Origin of the sequence: Corynebacterium gallinarum, from assembly GCF_014837045.1 — a bacterium.
Classification (GTDB): domain Bacteria; phylum Actinomycetota; class Actinomycetes; order Mycobacteriales; family Mycobacteriaceae; genus Corynebacterium; species Corynebacterium gallinarum.
On record NZ_JACSPR010000001.1, the window covers coordinates 289099 to 308033 of the forward strand.

At 61.6% G+C, this 18935-nt stretch carries 17 protein-coding genes; 7 read left to right on the forward strand and 10 right to left on the reverse strand.

The features are described from left to right. Positions 1-991: 991 nt before the first annotated feature. From qcrB to ctaC, 6 genes are all read right to left on the reverse strand, one after another. A complete protein-coding gene (gene qcrB, locus H9627_RS01255; RefSeq protein WP_191732211.1) occupies positions 992-2617 on the reverse strand; it encodes a cytochrome bc1 complex cytochrome b subunit in 1626 nt (541 codons plus the stop codon). Further along, the gene (gene qcrA / locus H9627_RS01260; protein ID WP_191732212.1) at positions 2614-3840 is read right to left on the reverse strand and encodes a cytochrome bc1 complex Rieske iron-sulfur subunit; all 1227 of its coding nucleotides are present in this window, start codon (positions 3838-3840) and stop codon (positions 2614-2616) included. Before qcrA ends, qcrB begins: the two co-directional genes overlap by 4 nt. After that, a complete protein-coding gene (gene qcrC / locus H9627_RS01265; RefSeq protein WP_191732213.1) occupies positions 3837-4727 on the reverse strand; it encodes a cytochrome bc1 complex diheme cytochrome c subunit in 891 nt (296 codons plus the stop codon). Before qcrC ends, qcrA begins: the two co-directional genes overlap by 4 nt. 83 nt (positions 4728-4810) lie before the next feature. Beyond that, complete coding sequence (ctaE, locus tag H9627_RS01270) at positions 4811-5428, reverse strand: aa3-type cytochrome oxidase subunit III (protein WP_191732214.1); 618 nt, start codon at positions 5426-5428, stop codon at positions 4811-4813. A 759-nt stretch (positions 5429-6187) separates the two neighbouring features. After that, entirely contained in the window at positions 6188-6619 is a 432-nt protein-coding gene (ctaF, locus tag H9627_RS01275; RefSeq protein WP_191732215.1) for an aa3-type cytochrome oxidase subunit IV, read from the reverse strand. 17 nt (positions 6620-6636) lie between these two features. After that, positions 6637-7716 carry an aa3-type cytochrome oxidase subunit II gene (gene ctaC, locus H9627_RS01280; RefSeq protein ID WP_191732216.1) on the reverse strand — a complete coding sequence of 360 codons (1080 nt, stop codon included), beginning with the start codon at positions 7714-7716 and terminating at the stop codon, positions 6637-6639. 566 nt (positions 7717-8282) lie between these two features. Here ctaC and asnB point away from each other — a divergent pair. Further along, entirely contained in the window at positions 8283-10205 is a 1923-nt protein-coding gene (gene asnB / locus H9627_RS01285) for an asparagine synthase (glutamine-hydrolyzing) (protein ID WP_191732217.1), read from the forward strand. A gap of 109 nt (positions 10206-10314) precedes the next feature. Here the strand turns inward: asnB and H9627_RS01290 are convergent, their stop codons facing one another. Further along, the gene (locus H9627_RS01290; protein WP_191732218.1) at positions 10315-10659 is read right to left on the reverse strand and encodes a HesB/IscA family protein; all 345 of its coding nucleotides are present in this window, start codon (positions 10657-10659) and stop codon (positions 10315-10317) included. A gap of 304 nt (positions 10660-10963) precedes the next feature. Between H9627_RS01290 and H9627_RS01295 the strand changes: the two genes are divergently transcribed. Genes H9627_RS01295 through H9627_RS01310 form a run of 4 tightly spaced genes read left to right on the forward strand, consistent with a single transcriptional unit; the run spans position 10964 to position 14181 of the window. Continuing rightward, on the forward strand, positions 10964-11698 hold the full coding sequence (locus H9627_RS01295) for a DUF3043 domain-containing protein (protein WP_191732219.1): 735 nt from the start codon (positions 10964-10966) through the stop codon (positions 11696-11698). A gap of 4 nt (positions 11699-11702) precedes the next feature. Further along, positions 11703-12233 carry a bifunctional adenosylcobinamide kinase/adenosylcobinamide-phosphate guanylyltransferase gene (locus H9627_RS01300; protein WP_191732220.1) on the forward strand — a complete coding sequence of 177 codons (531 nt, stop codon included), beginning with the start codon at positions 11703-11705 and terminating at the stop codon, positions 12231-12233. A gap of 31 nt (positions 12234-12264) precedes the next feature. Next, on the forward strand, positions 12265-13362 hold the full coding sequence (cobT, locus tag H9627_RS01305; RefSeq protein ID WP_191732221.1) for a nicotinate-nucleotide--dimethylbenzimidazole phosphoribosyltransferase: 1098 nt from the start codon (positions 12265-12267) through the stop codon (positions 13360-13362). Further along, positions 13363-14181: an adenosylcobinamide-GDP ribazoletransferase gene (locus H9627_RS01310; RefSeq protein ID WP_191732222.1), complete on the forward strand. Its 819-nt coding sequence runs from the start codon at positions 13363-13365 to the stop codon at positions 14179-14181. A 416-nt stretch (positions 14182-14597) separates the two neighbouring features. Here H9627_RS01310 and H9627_RS01315 read toward each other — a convergent pair whose 3' ends face one another. Both H9627_RS01315 and H9627_RS01320 read right to left on the reverse strand, forming a co-directional pair. After that, the gene (locus H9627_RS01315; protein ID WP_191732223.1) at positions 14598-15314 is read right to left on the reverse strand and encodes an SDR family NAD(P)-dependent oxidoreductase; all 717 of its coding nucleotides are present in this window, start codon (positions 15312-15314) and stop codon (positions 14598-14600) included. 135 nt (positions 15315-15449) lie between these two features. Then, positions 15450-16553, reverse strand: coding sequence for a branched-chain amino acid aminotransferase (locus tag H9627_RS01320; RefSeq protein WP_191732224.1), 1104 nt, complete (start codon positions 16551-16553; stop codon positions 15450-15452). A 176-nt stretch (positions 16554-16729) separates the two neighbouring features. Between H9627_RS01320 and H9627_RS01325 the strand changes: the two genes are divergently transcribed. Continuing rightward, complete coding sequence (locus H9627_RS01325; protein ID WP_225213340.1) at positions 16730-18280, forward strand: leucyl aminopeptidase; 1551 nt, start codon at positions 16730-16732, stop codon at positions 18278-18280. A gap of 6 nt (positions 18281-18286) precedes the next feature. Here the strand turns inward: H9627_RS01325 and H9627_RS01330 are convergent, their stop codons facing one another. Further along, positions 18287-18682, reverse strand: a complete 396-nt coding sequence (locus H9627_RS01330; RefSeq protein WP_191732225.1) for an oxidoreductase — start codon at positions 18680-18682, stop codon at positions 18287-18289. Between the two features lie 127 nt (positions 18683-18809). Here H9627_RS01330 and H9627_RS14145 point away from each other — a divergent pair. Next, a partial coding sequence (locus H9627_RS14145) for a biotin/lipoyl-containing protein (RefSeq protein WP_318247743.1) occupies positions 18810-18935 on the forward strand: 126 nt, incomplete at its 3' end.

The following is an 18935-nucleotide window of genomic DNA, read 5'->3' on the forward strand; positions in this document are numbered from 1 at the left end:
GCAGGCGCATCACAGGTGAGATCATTCAAACCGGTCGAACCATAGGCAAAAACCATTTATAACCTCGGCTATTAGGTTTCACCTAAATCCGGCAATAAGTCGTCTGTGATTGCCAGGATTCATCGAAACCGGTTAGTCAGGGTTGTCGATATGACCTTCGTCACAGTTGGTGGATGGGGCGGGTTATAACGGAGGCTGCAAGGGGTTGAGGAGGCTCGGAGTGCCCATTCTCCGGAGTGCATTACGCACCGATAGTCGACCCCGTGACGGCAGCGAAAGCGCATGGCGACGGAACCCCGGGAGGCAGGAACGCACTGCGGGGCAAAAGTCACACCGGAGCCAGCGTGGCTCTGGGTTCCGGCCAGCGAGGAATCCATGGCCCTCTGTGTCTATTACGGGGCCTGTGTACCTGAGATGCCCGGCACTCCCTGGAAGGCCTACAACCGCCCCACACGGGCTTCTAGGTCAGCCCCCCCGTCCTAGGGATCGGCCCGTGAGCCGTCTGCGTCCTGCGCCGACGCCACTTACCCGCACCCCGGAGGAGGTACACCCATCCGTGGCGGGATATATCCGGGCTAGACAGGAGCAGGGTGGCGATCCTGCACGGATGGAATCTACTCCTATATATAAAGTGGCGCTCCAAGGCCCCGGCACACACACTCAGGCCGCCCTGCATCCTGGGTCTCTGGGGCGGCAGCCCGAGCCGACGCTCTCCATGGACGGTTGGTGGTCCTGCTGCCGCGGTAGATGAAGGAACGCCTCCAGCGCTTCCTGACCGTCCCATGCCCCACCGACTGCCCCACCGACCGGGGTTCAGGGACGGCAGCACCGCGCGTGGCGTCGGCAACCGCAGTCCTTCACCCCATGACGCCCTGACGGGCCCACTGGGTCGAACACGCCGTCCGCGCCTGCCCCATTCATAGACTCCCCCTTGCCCACAAACGCGAGAAGCCCCCGCGGTTGCGGGGGCTTCAACTACGAGGGGATGGAGTTAGATCCGTCCCTCCGCCTGATCACGATTGTGGTTCTGCTCCTGGATGGCAGCCAGGGTTGCAGCTTCCTCAAGGTGGTTGGCGTGAGCGATATCGTTGGCCTTGGTGGCGACGGACTCAGGGTCCGGACCGAAGAATCCACCACGGGACTCAACCTCAGCGAAACCGAGCTCATTGAGCTGCTTCGGCACCTTGGCGCCACCGTAAGGCAGTGGGATCGGGTGGCCGTGAGCGTCGACTGGTCCGAGCGGCTGGTGAACCTCGATGAAGGCACCGTTCGGCATCTGCTTGATGATACCGGTCTCAATGCCGTGCTCCAGGACCTCACGGTCGGAGCGCTGCAGACCGATGCAGAGGCGGTAGGTGACGAAGTAACCGATGGCCGGGAACACGATCAGACCGATACGACCGATCCAGGTCATGGCGTTCAGCGACACCTCGAAGTGGTACGCCCAGATATCGTTACCGCCGGAGATGGTCAGCAGGATGTAGAAGATCAGGGCCATGACACCGAGGGAGGTGCGGACCGGAACATCACGCGGACGCTGCAGCAGGTTGTGGTGCGCATCGTCACCGGTCAGCTTCTTCTCGATCCACGGGTAGGCGATGAGCAGGACCACGAGGATACCCAGCATGATCGCGACCCAGAAGACGGCGGGAACGGTGTAGTTACCGAAGTAGAGCTCCCATGCCGGCATGACACGGGCGGCACCGTCTGTCCACAGCATGTAGATATCCGGCTGGGAACCAGCGGACACCTGAGACGGGTTGTACGGGCCCAGGTTCCAGATCGCGTTGATGGTGGTGACACCAGCGAGCAGCGCGAGGAAACCGAGGGTGATGGCACCGAACGCAACAGACTTGACGGCGAAGACCGGCATGATGCGGATACCGATGACGTTGTTCTCGGTGCGGCCGGCGCCCGGGAACTGGGTGTGCTTCTGGTACCAGACCAGAGCGAGGTGAGCTGCGATCAGGCCGAGGATGATGCCTGGGATGATCAGGACGTGCGCGATGTAGAAACGATCGAGCATGATGTCCGACGGGAAGTCGCCGCCGAAGATCATCCAGTGCATCCAGGTACCGATGATCGGCAGACCGACGATGATGGCGGACATGATTCGCAGACCGACACCGGAGAGCAGGTCGTCGGGCAGGGAGTAACCCATGAAGCCTTCGGCGATGCCGAGGATCAGGAGAACGACGCCGATGACCCAGTTTGCTTCACGTGGGCGACGGAACGCACCGGTGGAGAAGATACGCATCATGTGGACCATCATGGAGACCACGAACATTAGTGCAGCCCAGTGGTGCATCTGACGGACGAACAGTCCACCGCGGACCTCGAAGGAGATATCGAGAGCGGTCATGTAGGCACGGGACATCTCCACACCGTTAAGCGGGAGGTAGGCACCGTCGTAGATGACCTTGGTGATCGAAGGATCGAAGAACAGGGTCAGGTAGACACCGGTCAGGATCAGGATGATGAAGCTGTAGAGAGCGATCTCACCCAGGAGGAAGGACCAGTGGGTCGGGAAGACCTTGTTGATCTGGCGGCGGATTCCACCGGCCATGGTGTAGCGGGAATCAAGATTGTTTCCCACTGTAGCTAGTTTGTTACTCATGACTTACGCTCCCAGAATGCCGGGCCGAGTGGCTCGATGAAGTTGCCGTCGGCGATGAGATATCCCTCTTCGTCAACAGTGATCGGCAGCTGTGGCAGCGCACGCGCAGCAGGTCCGAAGACCGGCTTGCCGTAGTGCAGTGCGTCGAACTGCGACTGGTGGCACGGGCACAGGATGCGGTTGGTCTGAGCCTCATACAGCGAGGTCGGGCATCCGATGTGCGTGCAGATCTTGGAGTAAGCGTAGTAATCGCCGTAGTGGAAGGACTCCTGGCCTTCGCGCTCGACAACCTTCTCCGCATCAGCGGTGCGCAGACGGATCAGCATGACTGCGTTACGGGGGCCGTGGATCGCGTGCATGTGGTTGGTGTAGACATCGCGCTGGGGATCGTAGAGATCGCCATCGTTGACATCTTCCTCGGTCAGCGGGAACACAGTCTCCATGGACGCAGCAGCCAGATCCTCGGGACGCATACGAACCAGACGGGACACACCGGTGGTGGTCCAGTGCTGACCGGACTCGCCGGTGTGGGACTCGGCGATGGCGCCGGTGTCGCGACCAAGGTAGAGCTTGATGCCCTGCTCCTGGAGGGTCCAACCGGAGGTCCACAGGGTGCCGTCGCCCATGACACTCATGGGACCTTCCTGCGGGCGCCACGGGTTCTTGATCATGCCACCGAGCGGAGCGACGATGGTCAGGCCGGCCATGACTGCACCACCGGCGAGCAGGCCCTGGAGGACCTTACGACGACCGAGGGTGGAGGTCTGCCAGGAATCGTTGAGCAGAGCGACGATGGTGCGGCGGTCAACTTCCTCGGAAGGACCGTCGTGACGACGCTGAACCGCGATCTCCTCGGGGATGAACTTCTTGACGTAGAGAACGCCGGCGATACCGAGGGAGAGGATGCACAGACCGGCGGTGATACCCAGCATCGGGGTGTACAGGGTGTACCACATCAGTCCGTCATCGCCGTGGCCCTGGTACTCCCATGGCCAGAAGATGTAGGTAAGAAGGAAGCCGATGCCACCGAGGATACCGAGAGCAGCCCAGATACCCACGGAACGGGCAGCACGCTTATCTGCCGGATCATTGGCTACCGGGAAACGCTCCTTGCGGTAGGCAATGGTGACGTCATCCAATTCAGTACCCAGGCGAGCAAGATCATCATTGCTCATCGAGTTCAGTTCCTGGGCGGTGTACTGCTTATTCGTGTTATTACTCATGAACGGGATCCAATCCACATAGCGGCAGCGATGAGAACCATGATGCCGATGCCCCACATGAACAGACCTTCAGAAACTGGGCCGAGACCGCCGAGCGAGTAACCACCCGGGCTTGGGGTTTCCTTGGTCGACTTGATGAAGGCGATGATGTCCTTCTTCTCATCCGCGGAGAGCTGACGATCAGAGAACTTAGGCATGTTCTGCGGACCGGTCAGCATGGCCTGGTAGATCTCCTGCTCGTTGGCAGGGTCCAGGACCGGAGCGTACTTACCGGAAGACAGTGCGCCACCACGACCGGTGAAGTTATGGCAGGAAGCGCAGTTGAGGCGGAAGAGATCGCCACCGCGGGAAACGTCGAGCGGGTCGATCTGACCGTCGAAGTTGGATCCACGGAGTTCCTCCATGGCCAGGGTGCCATCCTCGTTGTAGACGAGGCCGGGGCCACCACCATTGGCGGAGACGTAGGCGGCGATGGCGAGGGTCTGGGCCTCAGTGTAACGAGGGGTCTTGCGGGCTGCCTGCGCTTCGTTGCGCTGCATCGGCATACGTCCGGAGTGAACCTGGAAGTACACTGCGCCTTCGCCGACTCCGATGAGTGAAGGACCGCGGTCCTGAACACCCTGCAGGTTCATGCCGTGGCAGGTGATGCAGGCTACGTCGTAGAGGTCTTTACCCTCTGCGATCAGGGCCTGATCATCTCGCTGGGCAGTCGCGATCTGTGCATCTGGAGTGATCGCTGTCGCGAGGATTCCAGCACCGCTCAGGCCGATGGTCAGAGCCATCGCGCCAGCGACTGTGCGCCGTAGTTTACGGCGATTCTTGACCTTCTTGGCCGAGGGCTGAGCCTTGCCGGCTCCCTCGGAGGTCTGCGGATTGGTTTCCATCATTTCCCTTTGAATCTCGACTGTGGAAGTGAAGGGCTTCGGGTCATCAGGCTTCAGTGAATCCTTCTAACCTGTGACCCTGGGGCCTACTGAATGAAATAGATCGTGATGAAGAGGCCGATCCAGACCACGTCAACGAAGTGCCAGTAGTAGGACACCACCATTGCCGCGGTTGCCTGAGCCGGCGTGAACTTCGCTTTCTGGATCCTCATCAGAACAACCACGAATGCGATGACACCCGCGATAACGTGAGCGGCGTGGAAGCCGGTCGTGATGTAGAACGCGGATCCATAGACGCTGCTCTGGATGGAGAGACCATGACCAACCAGAGTGAAGTACTCGTAAGCCTGACCAATCACGAAGATTGACCCGAGGATGATCGTGATCAAGAACCACTTGCGGAGACCGTAAACGTCACCCCTTTCAGCCGCAAAGACTCCGAACTGGCAAGTAACGGACGATGAGACCAGAATGACCGTGATCGCCAGTGCGTAAGGCACGTTAAGGTGATCCGTCTGCTCAGCCCATGAACCGTTTGCCAATCCATTCGCCCGGGACACGAAGTACATCGCGAAAAGCCCGGCGAAGAACATTAATTCCTGAGACAGGAACACAATGGTGCCGACACTGACCATATTCGGACGGTTCAGTGCCGCAACACGTTGTGGTGCTGCCATACCTGTATTTCCAACTGCGCTCGTCACGCCTTCTAGTATGGCCGCTTGAAAAGGCAAAGTCACTTCATGCCCCCCGTTTCAATTGAAAGTTTGAACCCCGTTTTTTCGGTGTTTTCAGGGTGGATGTTCCTGAAAATTTTTACCCACGCCGGGAACTAAACGACCTTCGCATCCGACTAATACATAATTGCAGGTCATTTGGTTCGCAGGGCGCCCACACAGCGCTCTGTAGGACGGCTTTCACCTCCACGGAGGCCCATGGAGAGGTTTCTTTCACGTTTCGCAGGAAAATGCGTGAGAGACAAGTCACAGCTCGAAATGTGCTTTCCCCGGGCCGGTTGCAACTTTCGGTTGACCCCCGTTTATGGGCATTTCAGCAGCTTATCGCCATGGCACGCCTGAGGCCGAAGGCCCCACTCCCCCACCGGACACCGCCATCGGCCGCTATTTCCCAGACCAGAGCCCGGTCGCAGCCTCCCTGCACACACCCACATGAGTCCCGATCCCCTCGGCCTCCGCATCATCCCCCACCCCATCAGAACCGCCCATGTAGGCCCCGCCTCCACAGTGAGATCCGGAATCAGGACCACACACTGCGACACGGGACAAAGTCCTTAACGTCATCGTGATGAAAGGGACGTCCACCTCCGACCCGGCCCTCCCCATGGGCTACCCGGCGACATGGTGGCATAAACCAGAAACAGCTGTAGGTCCGGAATGAGTAACTCATTCCGGACCTACAGCTGGTGGATGAAATCCAGTGTGGCAAGAGGCCTGGATCAGGGGCTAGTGCTTCTCCCTCGGCACACCGTACTGGAAGTTCAACTTCGCAACGGTGTAGATGAGTGCGAGAGCACCAACCGCGATCAGCCAGTAGTGCATGAAGATGATGCCGAAGCCGAGGAGGGCGATGGCACCGGACATGGCGGCCGGCCAGATGGAACCCGGGGAGAAGAATCCGAGGGTGCCAGCCTTGTCGGCGACCTCTGCCTCTTCCCAGTCCTCAGGAAGGACGTCGGTGCGACGCTCGGTGATGTTGATGTAGAGACCGAGCATCATGGTCAGGGCTGCAGAGAGCACCAGCGCGGTGGTACCGACCCACTCAAGACCCATGACCGATCCCCGGTCATCGACATACATGGTTCCGAGAATGTAGATCACGGCAGTTACCGCCAGGAAGACGGTCAGGCCATACATGACCTTCGATGATGACTTCATGTTTCGCTCTTCCTATCTTATGCGGGAGTCTGGAAGTTCTCGCCGTCGCGGGTTCCGGTGCGATCGGAAACGAACGGTGCGGTGGAGGTGGCGTAAGGAGCCTCGCCGATGTGCTCGAGAGCCTGTGCGTTGGTGGCATCAGGGTTGGCATCGCGGAAGGCGATGTACTCTGCGAAGGTCTCACGGTCAACGGTGCGGAGCTCGAAGTTCATCATTGCGTGGTAGGTACCGCACATCTCGGCACAGCGACCCACGAACGCACCCTCTTCGAAGATCTCCTCGACCTGGAAGACACGCTGGGACTTGTTGGCCTCAGGGTGTGCGTAGAGGTCACGCTTGAAGAGGAACTCAGGAACCCAGAAGGAGTGCGCAACGTCGGCAGATGCCAGGTTGAATTCGATCGGGGTGTTGGTCGGGAGGACCAGAACCGGAACCTCATCGGTGGTGCCGAGGGTTTCGATCTGGTTGTAGTGAAGGTAGGACATATCCTTCTTGGAGTTACCGTGGATCGGGTTATTGCCGGACGGGTCGACCTTGGATGCCTCGGCGCTCGCCTGACGTGCCTCATCAACACCGTCATAGTCACCACCGGCGGGGGCGAACTCAGATCCGAGCTCGCCGTAACCGAACTTCCAGTTCCACTGGTAGGCGGTCACGTTGACGGTGACCTCAGGGTTCTTGTCCAGTGCGGTGACCTTGTCCTGGGTCTGAACGGTGAAGAAGAACAGCACCATGACGATGATGATCGGGACAATGGTCAGCACAAGCTCAAGTGGAACGTTGTACTGCAGCTGCTTCGGGAATTCTCCCTCACCACGCTTCTCTGCCTTCTTGGCATTCCAGGAGAAGATGGCGGTGAGCATGAGAGCCCACATGATGATGCCGATGATCCAGGCAGCAACCCAGACCCACGACCAGAAGTTGCCCATGGACACGGCCTCAGGGGTGATACCTGATGGCCATCCCATGCGGAGAAAATCGCCGATCATGCCACCGGGTGGGGAAACCTCACACCCTGCCATGGCGAGGCCACCTGAGCCCAAGACACCGCCGAGCAGAGCCTTGCGCTTCAAACCACGCTTGTTTTGCTGTTCCACGTGTGTTCTGCCTTCCTGTCCACACAAAAACCAGAGACCTTACGGTCATTTCTATCTACGCAGAATAGCCTATTTGCCAGCCGTTTCCATATCTTCCGTTTCGTCTGGACGATTCCTCGAGACCCCCACCCATCAGGCCCCAAATGACGTTCAACTGCAGGGACACCATGGTTTTTACATGTTGGTCACACAAACAACCCATACTCTCTGTTGCTCACGTCACATACCATCAATCTTTCGGTTGCCCTTGAAATCCGCCTGTCGTTACCCCCACCTCCTCCCCGACTCCCCCGCGCATGCTGCACCTTTGGCGGCACTTTTGCCCGGATTTGAAACCAATGACCTCCCATCCGGTGACCTCGCCGCACCCGGCATGGGCCCGACGCGTGACCAGCCCTCTGTGTTGCTAGTTAATTCACAGACATTTTCGGTGAGCCAGTTTCACACGATTGTCGACTCACCCGTATCGTTGGGTGGGTTGATCACCATGCACCGGCCCGGATCAGCCACGTCGAGACGGGCCCTATTAATAAGGTGCGAACTCTTCTTCAGGAGGACATTTATCCATGTGCGGCCTTCTAGGCATTTTGTCTGCTAACGGGAATGCAGCTGACTTCGTCCCTGCATTGCGACGGGCTCTCCCCTGCCTGCACCACCGGGGCCCCGATGAAGCCGGCACCTGGCAGGACGGGGATCTCGCCTTCGGCTTCAACCGACTGGCCATCATTGACATCGCCCATTCCAGCCAGCCACTGCGCTGGGGTCCGGAGGGCGAGCCGGAACGCTACGCCATGACCTTCAACGGCGAGATCTACAACTACATCGAATTGCGCGAGGAACTCACCGAACTCGGCTACGCCTTCGACACCGAGGGTGACGGCGAGCCGATCATGGTCGGTTTCCACCACTGGGGGGAAGACGTGGTCAATCACCTCCGCGGCATGTTCGGCATCGCCATCTGGGACACCAAGGACCGTTCGCTGTTCCTGGCCCGTGATCAATTCGGCATCAAGCCACTGTTCTATGCCACCACCGAGGCCGGCACCGTGTTCTCCTCCGAGAAGAAGGCGATCCTTGAGATGGCCGAGGAACTCAATCTAGACCTCAGCCTTGATCGTCGTGCCATCGAGCACTATGTGGACCTGCAGTACGTCCCGGAGCCGGAGAGTCTGCACAAGGGTATCCGCAGGTTGGAGTCCGGGTGTACCGCCACCATCACGCCGGGGGGTGAACTCGTCGAGAAGCGTTATTTCACCCCGCGTTTCCCGGTGAAGTCCGTCCCCAAGGGCAAAGAGCAGGATCTCTTCGACAGGATTGCCCGCGTGTTGGAGGATTCCGTCGAAAAGCACATGCGTGCCGACGTGACCGTCGGTTCCTTCCTCTCCGGAGGCATCGACTCCACCGCCATCGCCACGCTGGCCAAGCGCCACAACCCCAACCTGCTGACCTTCACCACCGGTTTCGAGCGCGAGGGGTATTCCGAGGTGGATGTGGCCGCGGAATCCGCCGCAGCCATCGGCGTGGAGCACATCGTCAAGATCGTCTCCCCCGAGGAGTACGCCGACGCCATCCCGAAGATCATGTGGTACCTGGATGATCCGGTCGCCGATCCGTCCCTGGTCCCGCTTTACTTCGTTGCCGCCGAGGCCCGCAAGCACGTCAAGGTGGTCCTGTCGGGTGAGGGTGCGGACGAACTCTTCGGCGGTTACACCATCTATAAGGAACCACTCTCCCTCGCCCCGTTCGAGAAGATCCCGACCCCGCTGCGCCGGGGCCTGGGCAGGCTCAGCCGTGTCCTGCCGGACGGTATGAAGGGCAAGTCCCTGCTGGAGCGTGGATCCATGACCATGGAGGAGCGCTACTACGGCAATGCCCGTTCCTTCAACTTCGAGCAGATGCAGCGCGTCATCCCCTGGGCCCGCCGGGAATGGGACCACCGTGAGGTCACCGCCCCGATCTACGCCCAGTCACGCGACATGGATCCGGTCGCCCGGATGCAGCACCTGGACCTGTTCACCTGGATGCGCGGTGACATCCTGGTCAAGGCGGACAAGATCAACATGGCCAACTCCCTCGAGCTGCGTGTGCCCTTCCTGGATAAGGAGGTGTTCAAGGTGGCTGAGACCATCCCTCATGATCTCAAGATCGCCAACGGCACCACCAAGTACGCCCTGCGCAGGGCCATGGAGCAGATCGTCCCGCCGCATGTTCTGCACCGCAAGAAGCTCGGATTCCCGGTCCCCATGCGTCACTGGCTCGCCGGCGATGAGCTCTTCGGATGGGCGCAGGACACCATCAATGAGTCCCAGACGGATGACATCTTCAACAAGAAGGCTGTTCTGGAGATGCTGAATGAGCACCGCGCCGGTGTCTCGGATCATTCCCGTCGACTGTGGACCGTGTTGGCCTTCATGGTCTGGCACGGCATCTTCGTGGAAAACCGCATTGATCCGCAGATCGAACAGCGCGACTACCCTGTGGAGCTCTAACCCCCAGGGGCATGAAAAACACCGCCTCCCGCCCCGGCTCAGTGCCGGGATGGGGAGGCGGTGTTTATTTGTTGCGGAGACCTCACGTGGGGAGGAGGGAACCTACCTCCTAGTTGAAGGAGTCACCACAGGCGCAGGAGGAACCGGCATTCGGGTTGTCGATGGTGAAGCCCTGGGCCTCGATCGTGTCCGAGAAGTCGATCTGTGCGCCGAGCAGGTATGGGGTGCTCATCTTGTCCACGACCAGACGGACACCTCCGACAACGTCCTCCTTGTCGCCGTCGAGGGTGCGGTCGTCGAAGTAGAGCTGGTAACGCAGACCGGAACAGCCGCCTGGCTGCACTGCGATGCGCAGGACGAGGTCATCGCGACCCTCCTGGTCAATGAGCGCCTTCGCCTTGGAGGCGGCCGACTCGGTCATGATTACTCCGGTGTTGGTGGATGGAGCGGTCATCGCTGTTGTCTCCTTAAACTTTTCGACCCCACTGGAGGGCCGGAACATCTTCGTTGGCATGCAGTCTACTCCCCTGGCCTGGGACACTGCCGTACACCGTGATCGATATATGCAGCCCACACCATGAAAGCTTGAATGCTCCCAGGATACCCACCACACGGGTGGGAGTAAATAAGAGCATTTCCGTATTAAATCATTACTGCGATAGTGACAGGGCCATCAGCAATGGTCCTTGTCATGGTTCAACAGCACCTGGGACACCCCTATTCCCGAATTCACCACATTTCCTTGTAGCCTATGGTGTGTGAAACTTCCGTGGGATAAAAACAAGCAGTCATCCGGAGCGGGGGACGGTGGCTCCACCGCAGCCTCCGCCGCACCGGCCGGTCAGGGTAAAACCTCCGTCACCGGCGCCGAGGAGCAGAAGCTCCCCAGGGGTTACACCCCACCCAAGGGTCGCCCCACGCCGAAGCGCAGGGATGTCGAGTTGGAGCGGGGCATCATCGGCGGTCAGTCGCTGGCTCCGTCGGACACCTATGGCCAGGCCCGGCAGAAGCGCAAGGAAATGAAGGCCTCCATGTCCAAGGAGGAGTACAAGGCCTACAAGGAGCGCGAACGCGAGGAGCGCCTGAAGCGTCAGCGCGAGCAGCAGGCCGCCATGGACCGCGGCGAGGAGGCCTTCCTCATGGACCGCGACAAGGGTGAGGTCCGCCGCTATGCACGTGACTGGGTGGACGCGCGTCGTTTCATCTCCAATTACGTGATGCCCGTGGCCATTGCCCTGCTGGTGATCATGCTGGTGGGTAACTTCTTCCCGGAGTTCGCGGCCACCGCGTCCATGTTTGCGATGGTGTTGATGCTCGTCTTCCTCATTGAGGGCATCATCCTCGGCCGTCGTGTCAATAAAGCGGTGCGTGAACGGTTCCCGGAGACCACCGAAACCGGTTTCGGCCTGTGTTACTACTCCTATTCCCGCGCCGTGCAGCCGCGTAAGTGGCGCACCCCGCGCGCCCGTGTCGAGCTGGGCGCCGACGTCTAGAACCGTGCGCACACTGGTGCTCGGTGGGGCCAGGTCCGGCAAATCCGTCTTCGCGGAGGATATCGCCGGTCCCGGCCCCGTTGTGTATGTGGCCACGGCGCGACCCTGGCCCGGGGATGATGATTTCGCCGCGCGGATCGCGGCACACGTCGCACGCCGCCCGGCGAGCTGGACCACTGAGGACAGGCGCGACGTCGTCACGCTTCTGCGAGAGCCCACGCCCGCAACGATGCTTGTCGACGACCTAGGCACCTGGCTCACCCACGCCACCGACCGGTGCGGTCCGCAGACCTGGGAGCAGGACCACCCCGACCTCACCGCGGAGATGGACGCGCTTGTCGACGGGGTGGCTACCTATCGTGGCGGTGACCTGGTGATTGTCACCCCCGAGGTGGGTATGGCTGTAATCCCGGAGCACCGTTCCGGGCGAGTGTTCCGTGACCGGATCGGCACCCTCAATCAGCGTCTCGCCACGGTTTGCGACAGGGTGGTGCTCGTGGTCGCGGGGCTGCCACTAGAGTTGAAACCGTTGTGATCGGCCGTGGGCAATATTTGAGGATGGTGTGATGGTTCCGGCAGAACTGTTTGCGCGTGTGGAATTTCCCGACCAGCAGGTTCTGGCGGACGCCCGGGAGTATCAGAACACCCTGGTCAAGCCCGCGGGTTCCCTGTCGCGCCTGGAGGATGTCGGTTGTTTCATCGCCGCCTGCCAGGGCCAGGTTCCCCCTCGACGACTGGACCGTCCGCGCATCGTGGTGTTCGCCGGTGACCACGGCGTGGCCGCCCGGGGGGTGTCCGCCTACCCGGCATCGGTGAGCCTGCAGATGGCGCAGAGCATGCTCGACGGCGGGGCCGCAATCAATGTCCTCGCCCGGACGGCGGGGGCGTCGGTCCGCGTTGCTGACATCTCACTCGATCACGAGGCGACCGGCCCGGAACGGGTACGTCGTTCCTGCGGCTCCATTGACGTGGAGGACGCCATGACCGAGGAGGAGGTGCTGCAGGCACTGCAGATCGGCATTCAGATCGCCGACCAGGAGATCGACTCCGGCGCCGACATCCTCATCCCCGGCGACCTCGGCATCGGCAACACCACCCCGGCGGCGGCACTGATCGGGACCTTCACCCTCGCGGAACCGGTTGTGGTGGTCGGACGTGGCACCGGCATCGACGACGAGGGCTGGAAACGCAAGGTCACCGCAGTCCGGGACGCCATGTTCCGCGTCCGCACGCTACGCCAGGACCCCATCGCCGTCGCCCGGATGATCTCCTCCCCCGACCTCACCGCCATGGCCGCCTTCATCGCGCAGGCCGCTGTCCGACGCACTCCGGTGCTTCTCGACGGCGCCGTGGTCACCTCCGCAGCCCTGCTGGCCAACAAACTGGCACCCGGTGCCCGCCGGTGGTTCATCGCCGGCCACCGTTCCCCGGAACCAGCACACCCCATCGCACTGGATGCCCTGGGCCTGACACCCCTGCTGGACCTGGGTATGCGCCTGGGTGAGGGCAGCGGTGCCGTCGCCGCCCTGCCCCTGGTGAAAACCGCCGTGGATCTGATGATCGACATGAGCACCATGAACGATGCGGGGGTCGAGGCCCCGGGGGCGGACGAGTCGGCTGACGGAGCGTCGGCAGCAGACGTTCCCGCCGACCCGACCGTCTAGATGTCCGGCAAGGCCCACCTCACCGACGGCGAGCATGGCCCCGCGTTCACGGAGGGGATCACCACCGCCCTGAACTGGCTCAGCATCCTCCCCGTCCGTGGAGCGACCACCTTCGACCGGATCACCGGTACCCGCGTGATGGCGTCGCTGCCGGTGGTGGGTGTGGTGTTCGGTGTCTTCACCGCGGTGCTGCTGGGGGTACTGGGATTGATCGGCGTCGCCCCCTTTTTGACCGCGGTACTGGTGGTGATCATGTGGGAACTGCTCAACCGCATGATGCATCTGGATGGGCTGGCGGATGTCGCCGATGCCCTCGGCTCCTACGCGCCCCCGGAACGCGCCCGGGAAATTCTCGCAGACCCCCACACCGGTCTCATGGGCTTCAGCGCCGTGCTGTTTTCACTGTTGGCGCAGGTCGCAGCGATGGCAGCACTGATTGACAGCAAGGCCGGCTGGCTGGTGTGTTTCATCCCCGCGCTCAGCCGACTGGGTGGGCAGGTCATGGCACGGGTCGGCCGCACACCCCTGTCCCCCACCGGATTCGGGGCAATGGTGGTGGGCACCGTCCGGCTGTGGTGGGTGGCTGCATGGCTGGTGGCACTCGGTGCCGCGGCGGTCGGTGTGGCCGTGGGGACAGGCGATGTGGCAGTGGCATGGGTCGTTCCGGTGGCCGGAATCGTTGCCTGCGTGATCTCGGAGTGGGCGGGACGACACTTCTCCCGGCGTTTCGGTGGCGTCAATGGCGACTGCATCGGCGCGGTCATCCACCTCAGCGCGGCTGTGACCGCGGTGTTCTGCGCGGTTGCGGTGGCGGGTTGAGTTGACCGGTTTTTTCGACACAGCTTGCCCCGGGATCAAGGTCTGTGTCGAAATTGTGGGGGGATGGCGGCTCCACGGGGCGTCCGCCGGTTAGCGTGGCCCCCTGTTGGTCGGTGCTGGTCGGGTATCCACCGCGATCCGTCCATGGGGTTCGACTTTTTCGACACACATCAGGCTATTCGCGGTGGCTGTGTTGAGATTGTCCCGATTTTCCGCCTGCAATCGCGATAATCTCGACACACCCTCCCCTGCGGGGACAGGGTGTGTCGAAAAATTCACAGTCAGCCAAATCTCCGCACGGCAACCCCGGGAAAACCGACGCACCAGATCGCCGTTTGAGCCCCTCAAACGCTCTCCCCCACAGGTGAGCTCATCCCGGCCCGTTCAACCGCTTAAAACGCGACAGAATCACGCAGTTAAACCTGATCGCGCGGGGTGACCCTCATGGTGTCGATGTTGACGTGGCTCGGCAGGCTCGCCACCCACCGGACAGCCTCGGCGATATCCCCCGCCGAGAGGTTGAGCACGTCCTTGTATACAGACCGGGCGCGTTCCTCATCACCCTTGAAACGGACCAGGGAGAATTCCTCGGTGTCCACCCTGCCCGGATCGATCTCGGTGACACGCAGTGGCTGCTGGTGGGTTTCCAGTCGCAGCACCCGACTCATGGCGGCGACACCATGCTTGGCCGCGTTGTATCCGGCGCCACCGGCATAGGGGGTGTGGCCGGCGACGGAACCGATGTTGATGATCAGGCCATCACGCTCCGACAGTGAATCCATGAAGGCGCGGGTAACCCGGAGGGTGCCCAGGACGTTGGTGTCATACATCCACTGCCAGTCCTCCAGTTTCGCGTCCCGGATGCTGTCCAGCCCCTTTGCGCCACCGGCGTTGTTGACCAGCAGGTCGATCGGGCCGATCGCCTCCGCGAGTGCCGCCACGGACTCATCGGAGGTGACGTCCAGATGATGGGCCACCGCCCCGATCTCCTCGGCGAGTTTCTCCAGGCGCTCAACGCGGCGGGCGGCCACGATGACCTTCCAGCCGTCGGCGGCCAGGGCGCGGGCGGAGGCCTCCCCGATTCCGCTGGAGGCTCCGGTGACAAGTGCAGTCTTCTGTGTGGTGTCAGTCATGTTCACAAGGATGCCATGCACAGAGCCGTCGGGACGCTCAAACGCCCCTTCCGCCCACTTCACAGAATGAAAGAAACCCCGCGCGGATCCGGTTCGGCGACCGGTTCCGCGCGGGGTACAGCATGTGAAACCAGCCTATTTCACCAGCGTGTACAGCCAGTCGTGGGTGTCGGCGACCTTGCCCTGCTGGATCCCGGTGAGGGTTTCCCGCAGTTTCATGGTGACCTCGCCGGCTTCGTTGTTGTTGACCACGAATTCGCCGTGGTTGGACTTGACGGTACCCACCGGGGTGATCACGGCTGCGGTGCCGCAGGCGAATGCCTCGGCCATGGCACCGGAGGTGGCGTCGTCCTCCCACTCGGTGGTGCTGATGCGTCGTTCCTCGACGTCGTAGCCGAGGTCGCGGGCGACCTGCAGGAGTGAATCACGGGTGATGCCCGGCAGCAGCGATCCGGACAGTTCCGGGGTCACCAGTTTGACGTTGTCGCCATCGCGGTAGATGAAACCGAGGTTCATGCCACCCATCTCCTCGATATAGCGGTGTTCGATGGCGTCGAGCCAGACCACCTGGTCGCAACCCTTCTCCTGGGCCTGGGCCTGGGCGAGGAGGGAGGCGGCGTAGTTGCCGGCGAATTTCGCGGCTCCGGTGCCACCGGGTGCGGCGCGGACGTAGTCCTCGCTGAGCCAGACCGACACCGGCTTGATGCCACCGGAGAAGTACGCGGCCACCGGGGAGGCGATGACGATGAACTTGTAGGCATTCGCCGGGCTGACGCCCAGGGACACCTCGGTGGAGATCATGAAGGGACGCAGGTAGAGGGACGCTTCCCCACCGGCGGCGGGCACCCAGTCCTGGTCGATGTCGACGAGCAGTTCGAGGGATTCGATGAACGTCTCGACGGGGAGTTCCGGCATGGCCATGCGCGCGGCGGAACGCTGCATGCGCAGGGCGTTCTCCTCCGGGCGGAAGGTTTTGATGGTGCCGTCTGCGTGGCGGTAGGCCTTGATTCCCTCGAAGATGGCCTGTCCGTAGTGGAATACCGTGGTGGCGGGATCCATCGGGATGGGGGCGTAGGGAACTACCTGTGCGTTGTGCCAGCCGCCGTCCTCAGTCCAGTCGATGGTCACCATGTGGTCGGTGAAGAACTTACCGAATCTCGGGGCGGTAAGAATTTCCTTCAGGCGATCGGGTGACGTCGGGTTTTCGGTACGGGTCACAGTGAACTCAATAGACGTCATGCTGTTTAAGTTACACCGGCTGCCGGACGGCTTCAGCAGATGGGCTCTCAATGCAGGCGGGTTCATGGGTGCTGCCGTCTCGGGAAATGGGATTGTGGCTAGGCTGGGAACATAGAAATCCGGGGGCGTCACCCATGCGTCCCCTCCCGCTCCCCATGAGAGGAATTGTTACGTCTATGGCCAAGAACGCCGTCAGCACCGCAGCCCCAACCAAGGTGTCCAGGGACGCCACCCTGCCGGTCCGTGGCCGGGTCGCTGAGCTCAAGCTGGATAAGAAACTCCCCAAGAACATCGACGCGGTTGTCGTGGCGTTGTTCACCGGCGAGGGGGATTCCCCGCAGCTCGCCGGCGGTGACCAGCTCAATGACATCTTCACCAACAAGCAGCAGTCGGGCATCCTCAGGCAGCTCGAGGCTGTCGGCGCGAAGGGCAAGGCCAACGAGGTCACCCGCGTGCCCGGATTCGAGGATGTCGCGCCGGTGGTCGCCGTCGGTCTCGGCTCGGCTGAGGAGCTTGACGACGAAAAACTCCGCCGCGCCACCGGCACCGTCGCCAGGTCTCTGTCCGGCTACGAGAATGTCGCCACCACCATCGGCGAACTCGGACTGTCCGCCGCTGTGACCGGTTTCGGTCTGGGTTCCTACTCCTTCAAGGGGCTGCGCAGGGCGGGTGATGATGATGCGGGGGATGGCGTCGACAAGCCCCTGACCGTCCACTTCCTCGGTGGCGACAAGGACGAGTTCGTGGCGGCCCAGATCACCGTCGAGGCTGTTGTTCTGGCCCGCGACCTGGTCAACACCCCCTCCTCCCACCTCTACCCGGAGTCCTACGCGGTCATCGCCGCCAATGAGGCCTCCAGGTACGGGCTCAAGACGGAGATCCTCGACGAGAACCAGCTGGCCACCGACGGATTCGGTGGCATCCTGGCCGTGGGCAACGGCTCGGTCCGCAAACCACGCCTGCTGCGCCTGACCTGGAGGAACCGCAAGGCATCCAAGCATGTCGCGCTGGTAGGCAAGGGTGTCACCTTCGACACCGGTGGTATCTCCATCAAGCCGGGCGCCAACATGGACAACATGATCTCCGACATGGGCGGTTCCGCCGCGATGATCGCCACCATCATCGCCGCGGCCCGTCTCAACCTGAAGGTCAACATCACCGCCACCATCCCCATGGCGGAGAACATGCCCTCCGGCGATGCGTTCCGTCCGGGCGACGTCATCACCCATTACGGTGGCCTGACCTCCGAGATCCTCAACACCGATGCCGAGGGTCGTCTGATCCTGGCGGATGCTATGGCGCTGGCCTCGGAGGACAACCCCGACTACCTCATCGACGCCGCCACCCTCACCGGTGCCCAGCTGGTCTCCCTGGGTCTGCGCACCTCAGGTGTGATGGGCACCGATGAGTTCCGTGACAACGTGGCCACCACCGGCCGTTCGGTCGGCGAGCAGGCCTGGGCCATGCCGCTGCCCGAGGAGCTGGATGAGGAGATCAAATCCCCCGTCGCCGACCTGCGCAATGTCACCAACTCCCGTTTCGCGGGCATGGCTGCGGCCGGCCGGTACCTGCAGGAGTTCGTGGGTGAGGGCATCGAATGGGCACACGTGGATATCGCGGGTCCCGCCTACAACACCGCCGGCGCGTATGGGTACACCCCCAAGCGGGCAACCGGGCAGCCGGTGCGTACCTTCATCCAGGTTCTGCAGGACATCGCTGAGCGTTAAACGGGTTCAGAATCCGGGATGCTCGCCGCGTTCGAACTTCTCGCGGCGGGCTTTCTGCTCCTCACGCTTGCGCAGGATGCGATCATATTCAATCCGCTCGCGCATGCGCTGGGGGTAACCGGTTTCCTCCACGTCGTACACCGGGACGCCGAGTTTCTTGATGATCACATCGATGCCCTTCGGCCCCCCGATACGGCGCCGGACGAAGTTACCGTCGGCGTCGACAAGCACCACCGACATCTCATTGACCAGCGTCTCCGGCTCGACAAAAGCCTCAACAAACGGCTTGCCCCGGACCCATTCCTTCAGGAATGCAAGGTCCCCGGGTCGCACCGTTTCCCCGGGACCGCGGGCGGGACGCAGATTGGATCGAGGCTTTTTCCGACCGAATAAGTTGAACACGTAATCAATTGTAGGGGGCAACCCGAATGCCTCAAATGACCCAAAGTCCCCACTCGGCAATAGTAGTCGGTATTCTTTGGGTATTAGTTTCCGATTTAACGACATGACTTGCGAGGAGTCTTAAATAATGGCGTTCTCCGTAGAGATGCCCGAGCTGGGCGAATCAGTTACCGAAGGCACGATTACCCAGTGGCTGAAGGCTGTTGGCGACACCGTCGAGGTTGACGAGCCGCTGCTCGAGGTCTCCACCGAC

Coding starts and splice junctions, on each gene's coding strand:
- qcrB (WP_191732211.1), bottom strand. CDS start 2,617: ATGAGTAACAAACTAGCTACAGTGGGAAACAATCTTGATTCCCGCTAC.
- qcrA (WP_191732212.1), bottom strand. CDS start 3,840: ATGAGTAATAACACGAATAAGCAGTACACCGCCCAGGAACTGAACTCG.
- qcrC (WP_191732213.1), bottom strand. CDS start 4,727: ATGATGGAAACCAATCCGCAGACCTCCGAGGGAGCCGGCAAGGCTCAG.
- ctaF (WP_191732215.1), bottom strand. CDS start 6,619: ATGAAGTCATCATCGAAGGTCATGTATGGCCTGACCGTCTTCCTGGCG.
- asnB (WP_191732217.1), top strand. CDS start 8,283: ATGTGCGGCCTTCTAGGCATTTTGTCTGCTAACGGGAATGCAGCTGAC.
- H9627_RS01290 (WP_191732218.1), bottom strand. CDS start 10,659: ATGACCGCTCCATCCACCAACACCGGAGTAATCATGACCGAGTCGGCC.
- cobT (WP_191732221.1), top strand. CDS start 12,265: ATGGTTCCGGCAGAACTGTTTGCGCGTGTGGAATTTCCCGACCAGCAG.
- H9627_RS01310 (WP_191732222.1), top strand. CDS start 13,363: ATGTCCGGCAAGGCCCACCTCACCGACGGCGAGCATGGCCCCGCGTTC.
- H9627_RS01315 (WP_191732223.1), bottom strand. CDS start 15,314: ATGACTGACACCACACAGAAGACTGCACTTGTCACCGGAGCCTCCAGC.
- H9627_RS01320 (WP_191732224.1), bottom strand. CDS start 16,553: ATGACGTCTATTGAGTTCACTGTGACCCGTACCGAAAACCCGACGTCA.
- H9627_RS01325 (WP_225213340.1), top strand. CDS start 16,730: ATGGCCAAGAACGCCGTCAGCACCGCAGCCCCAACCAAGGTGTCCAGG.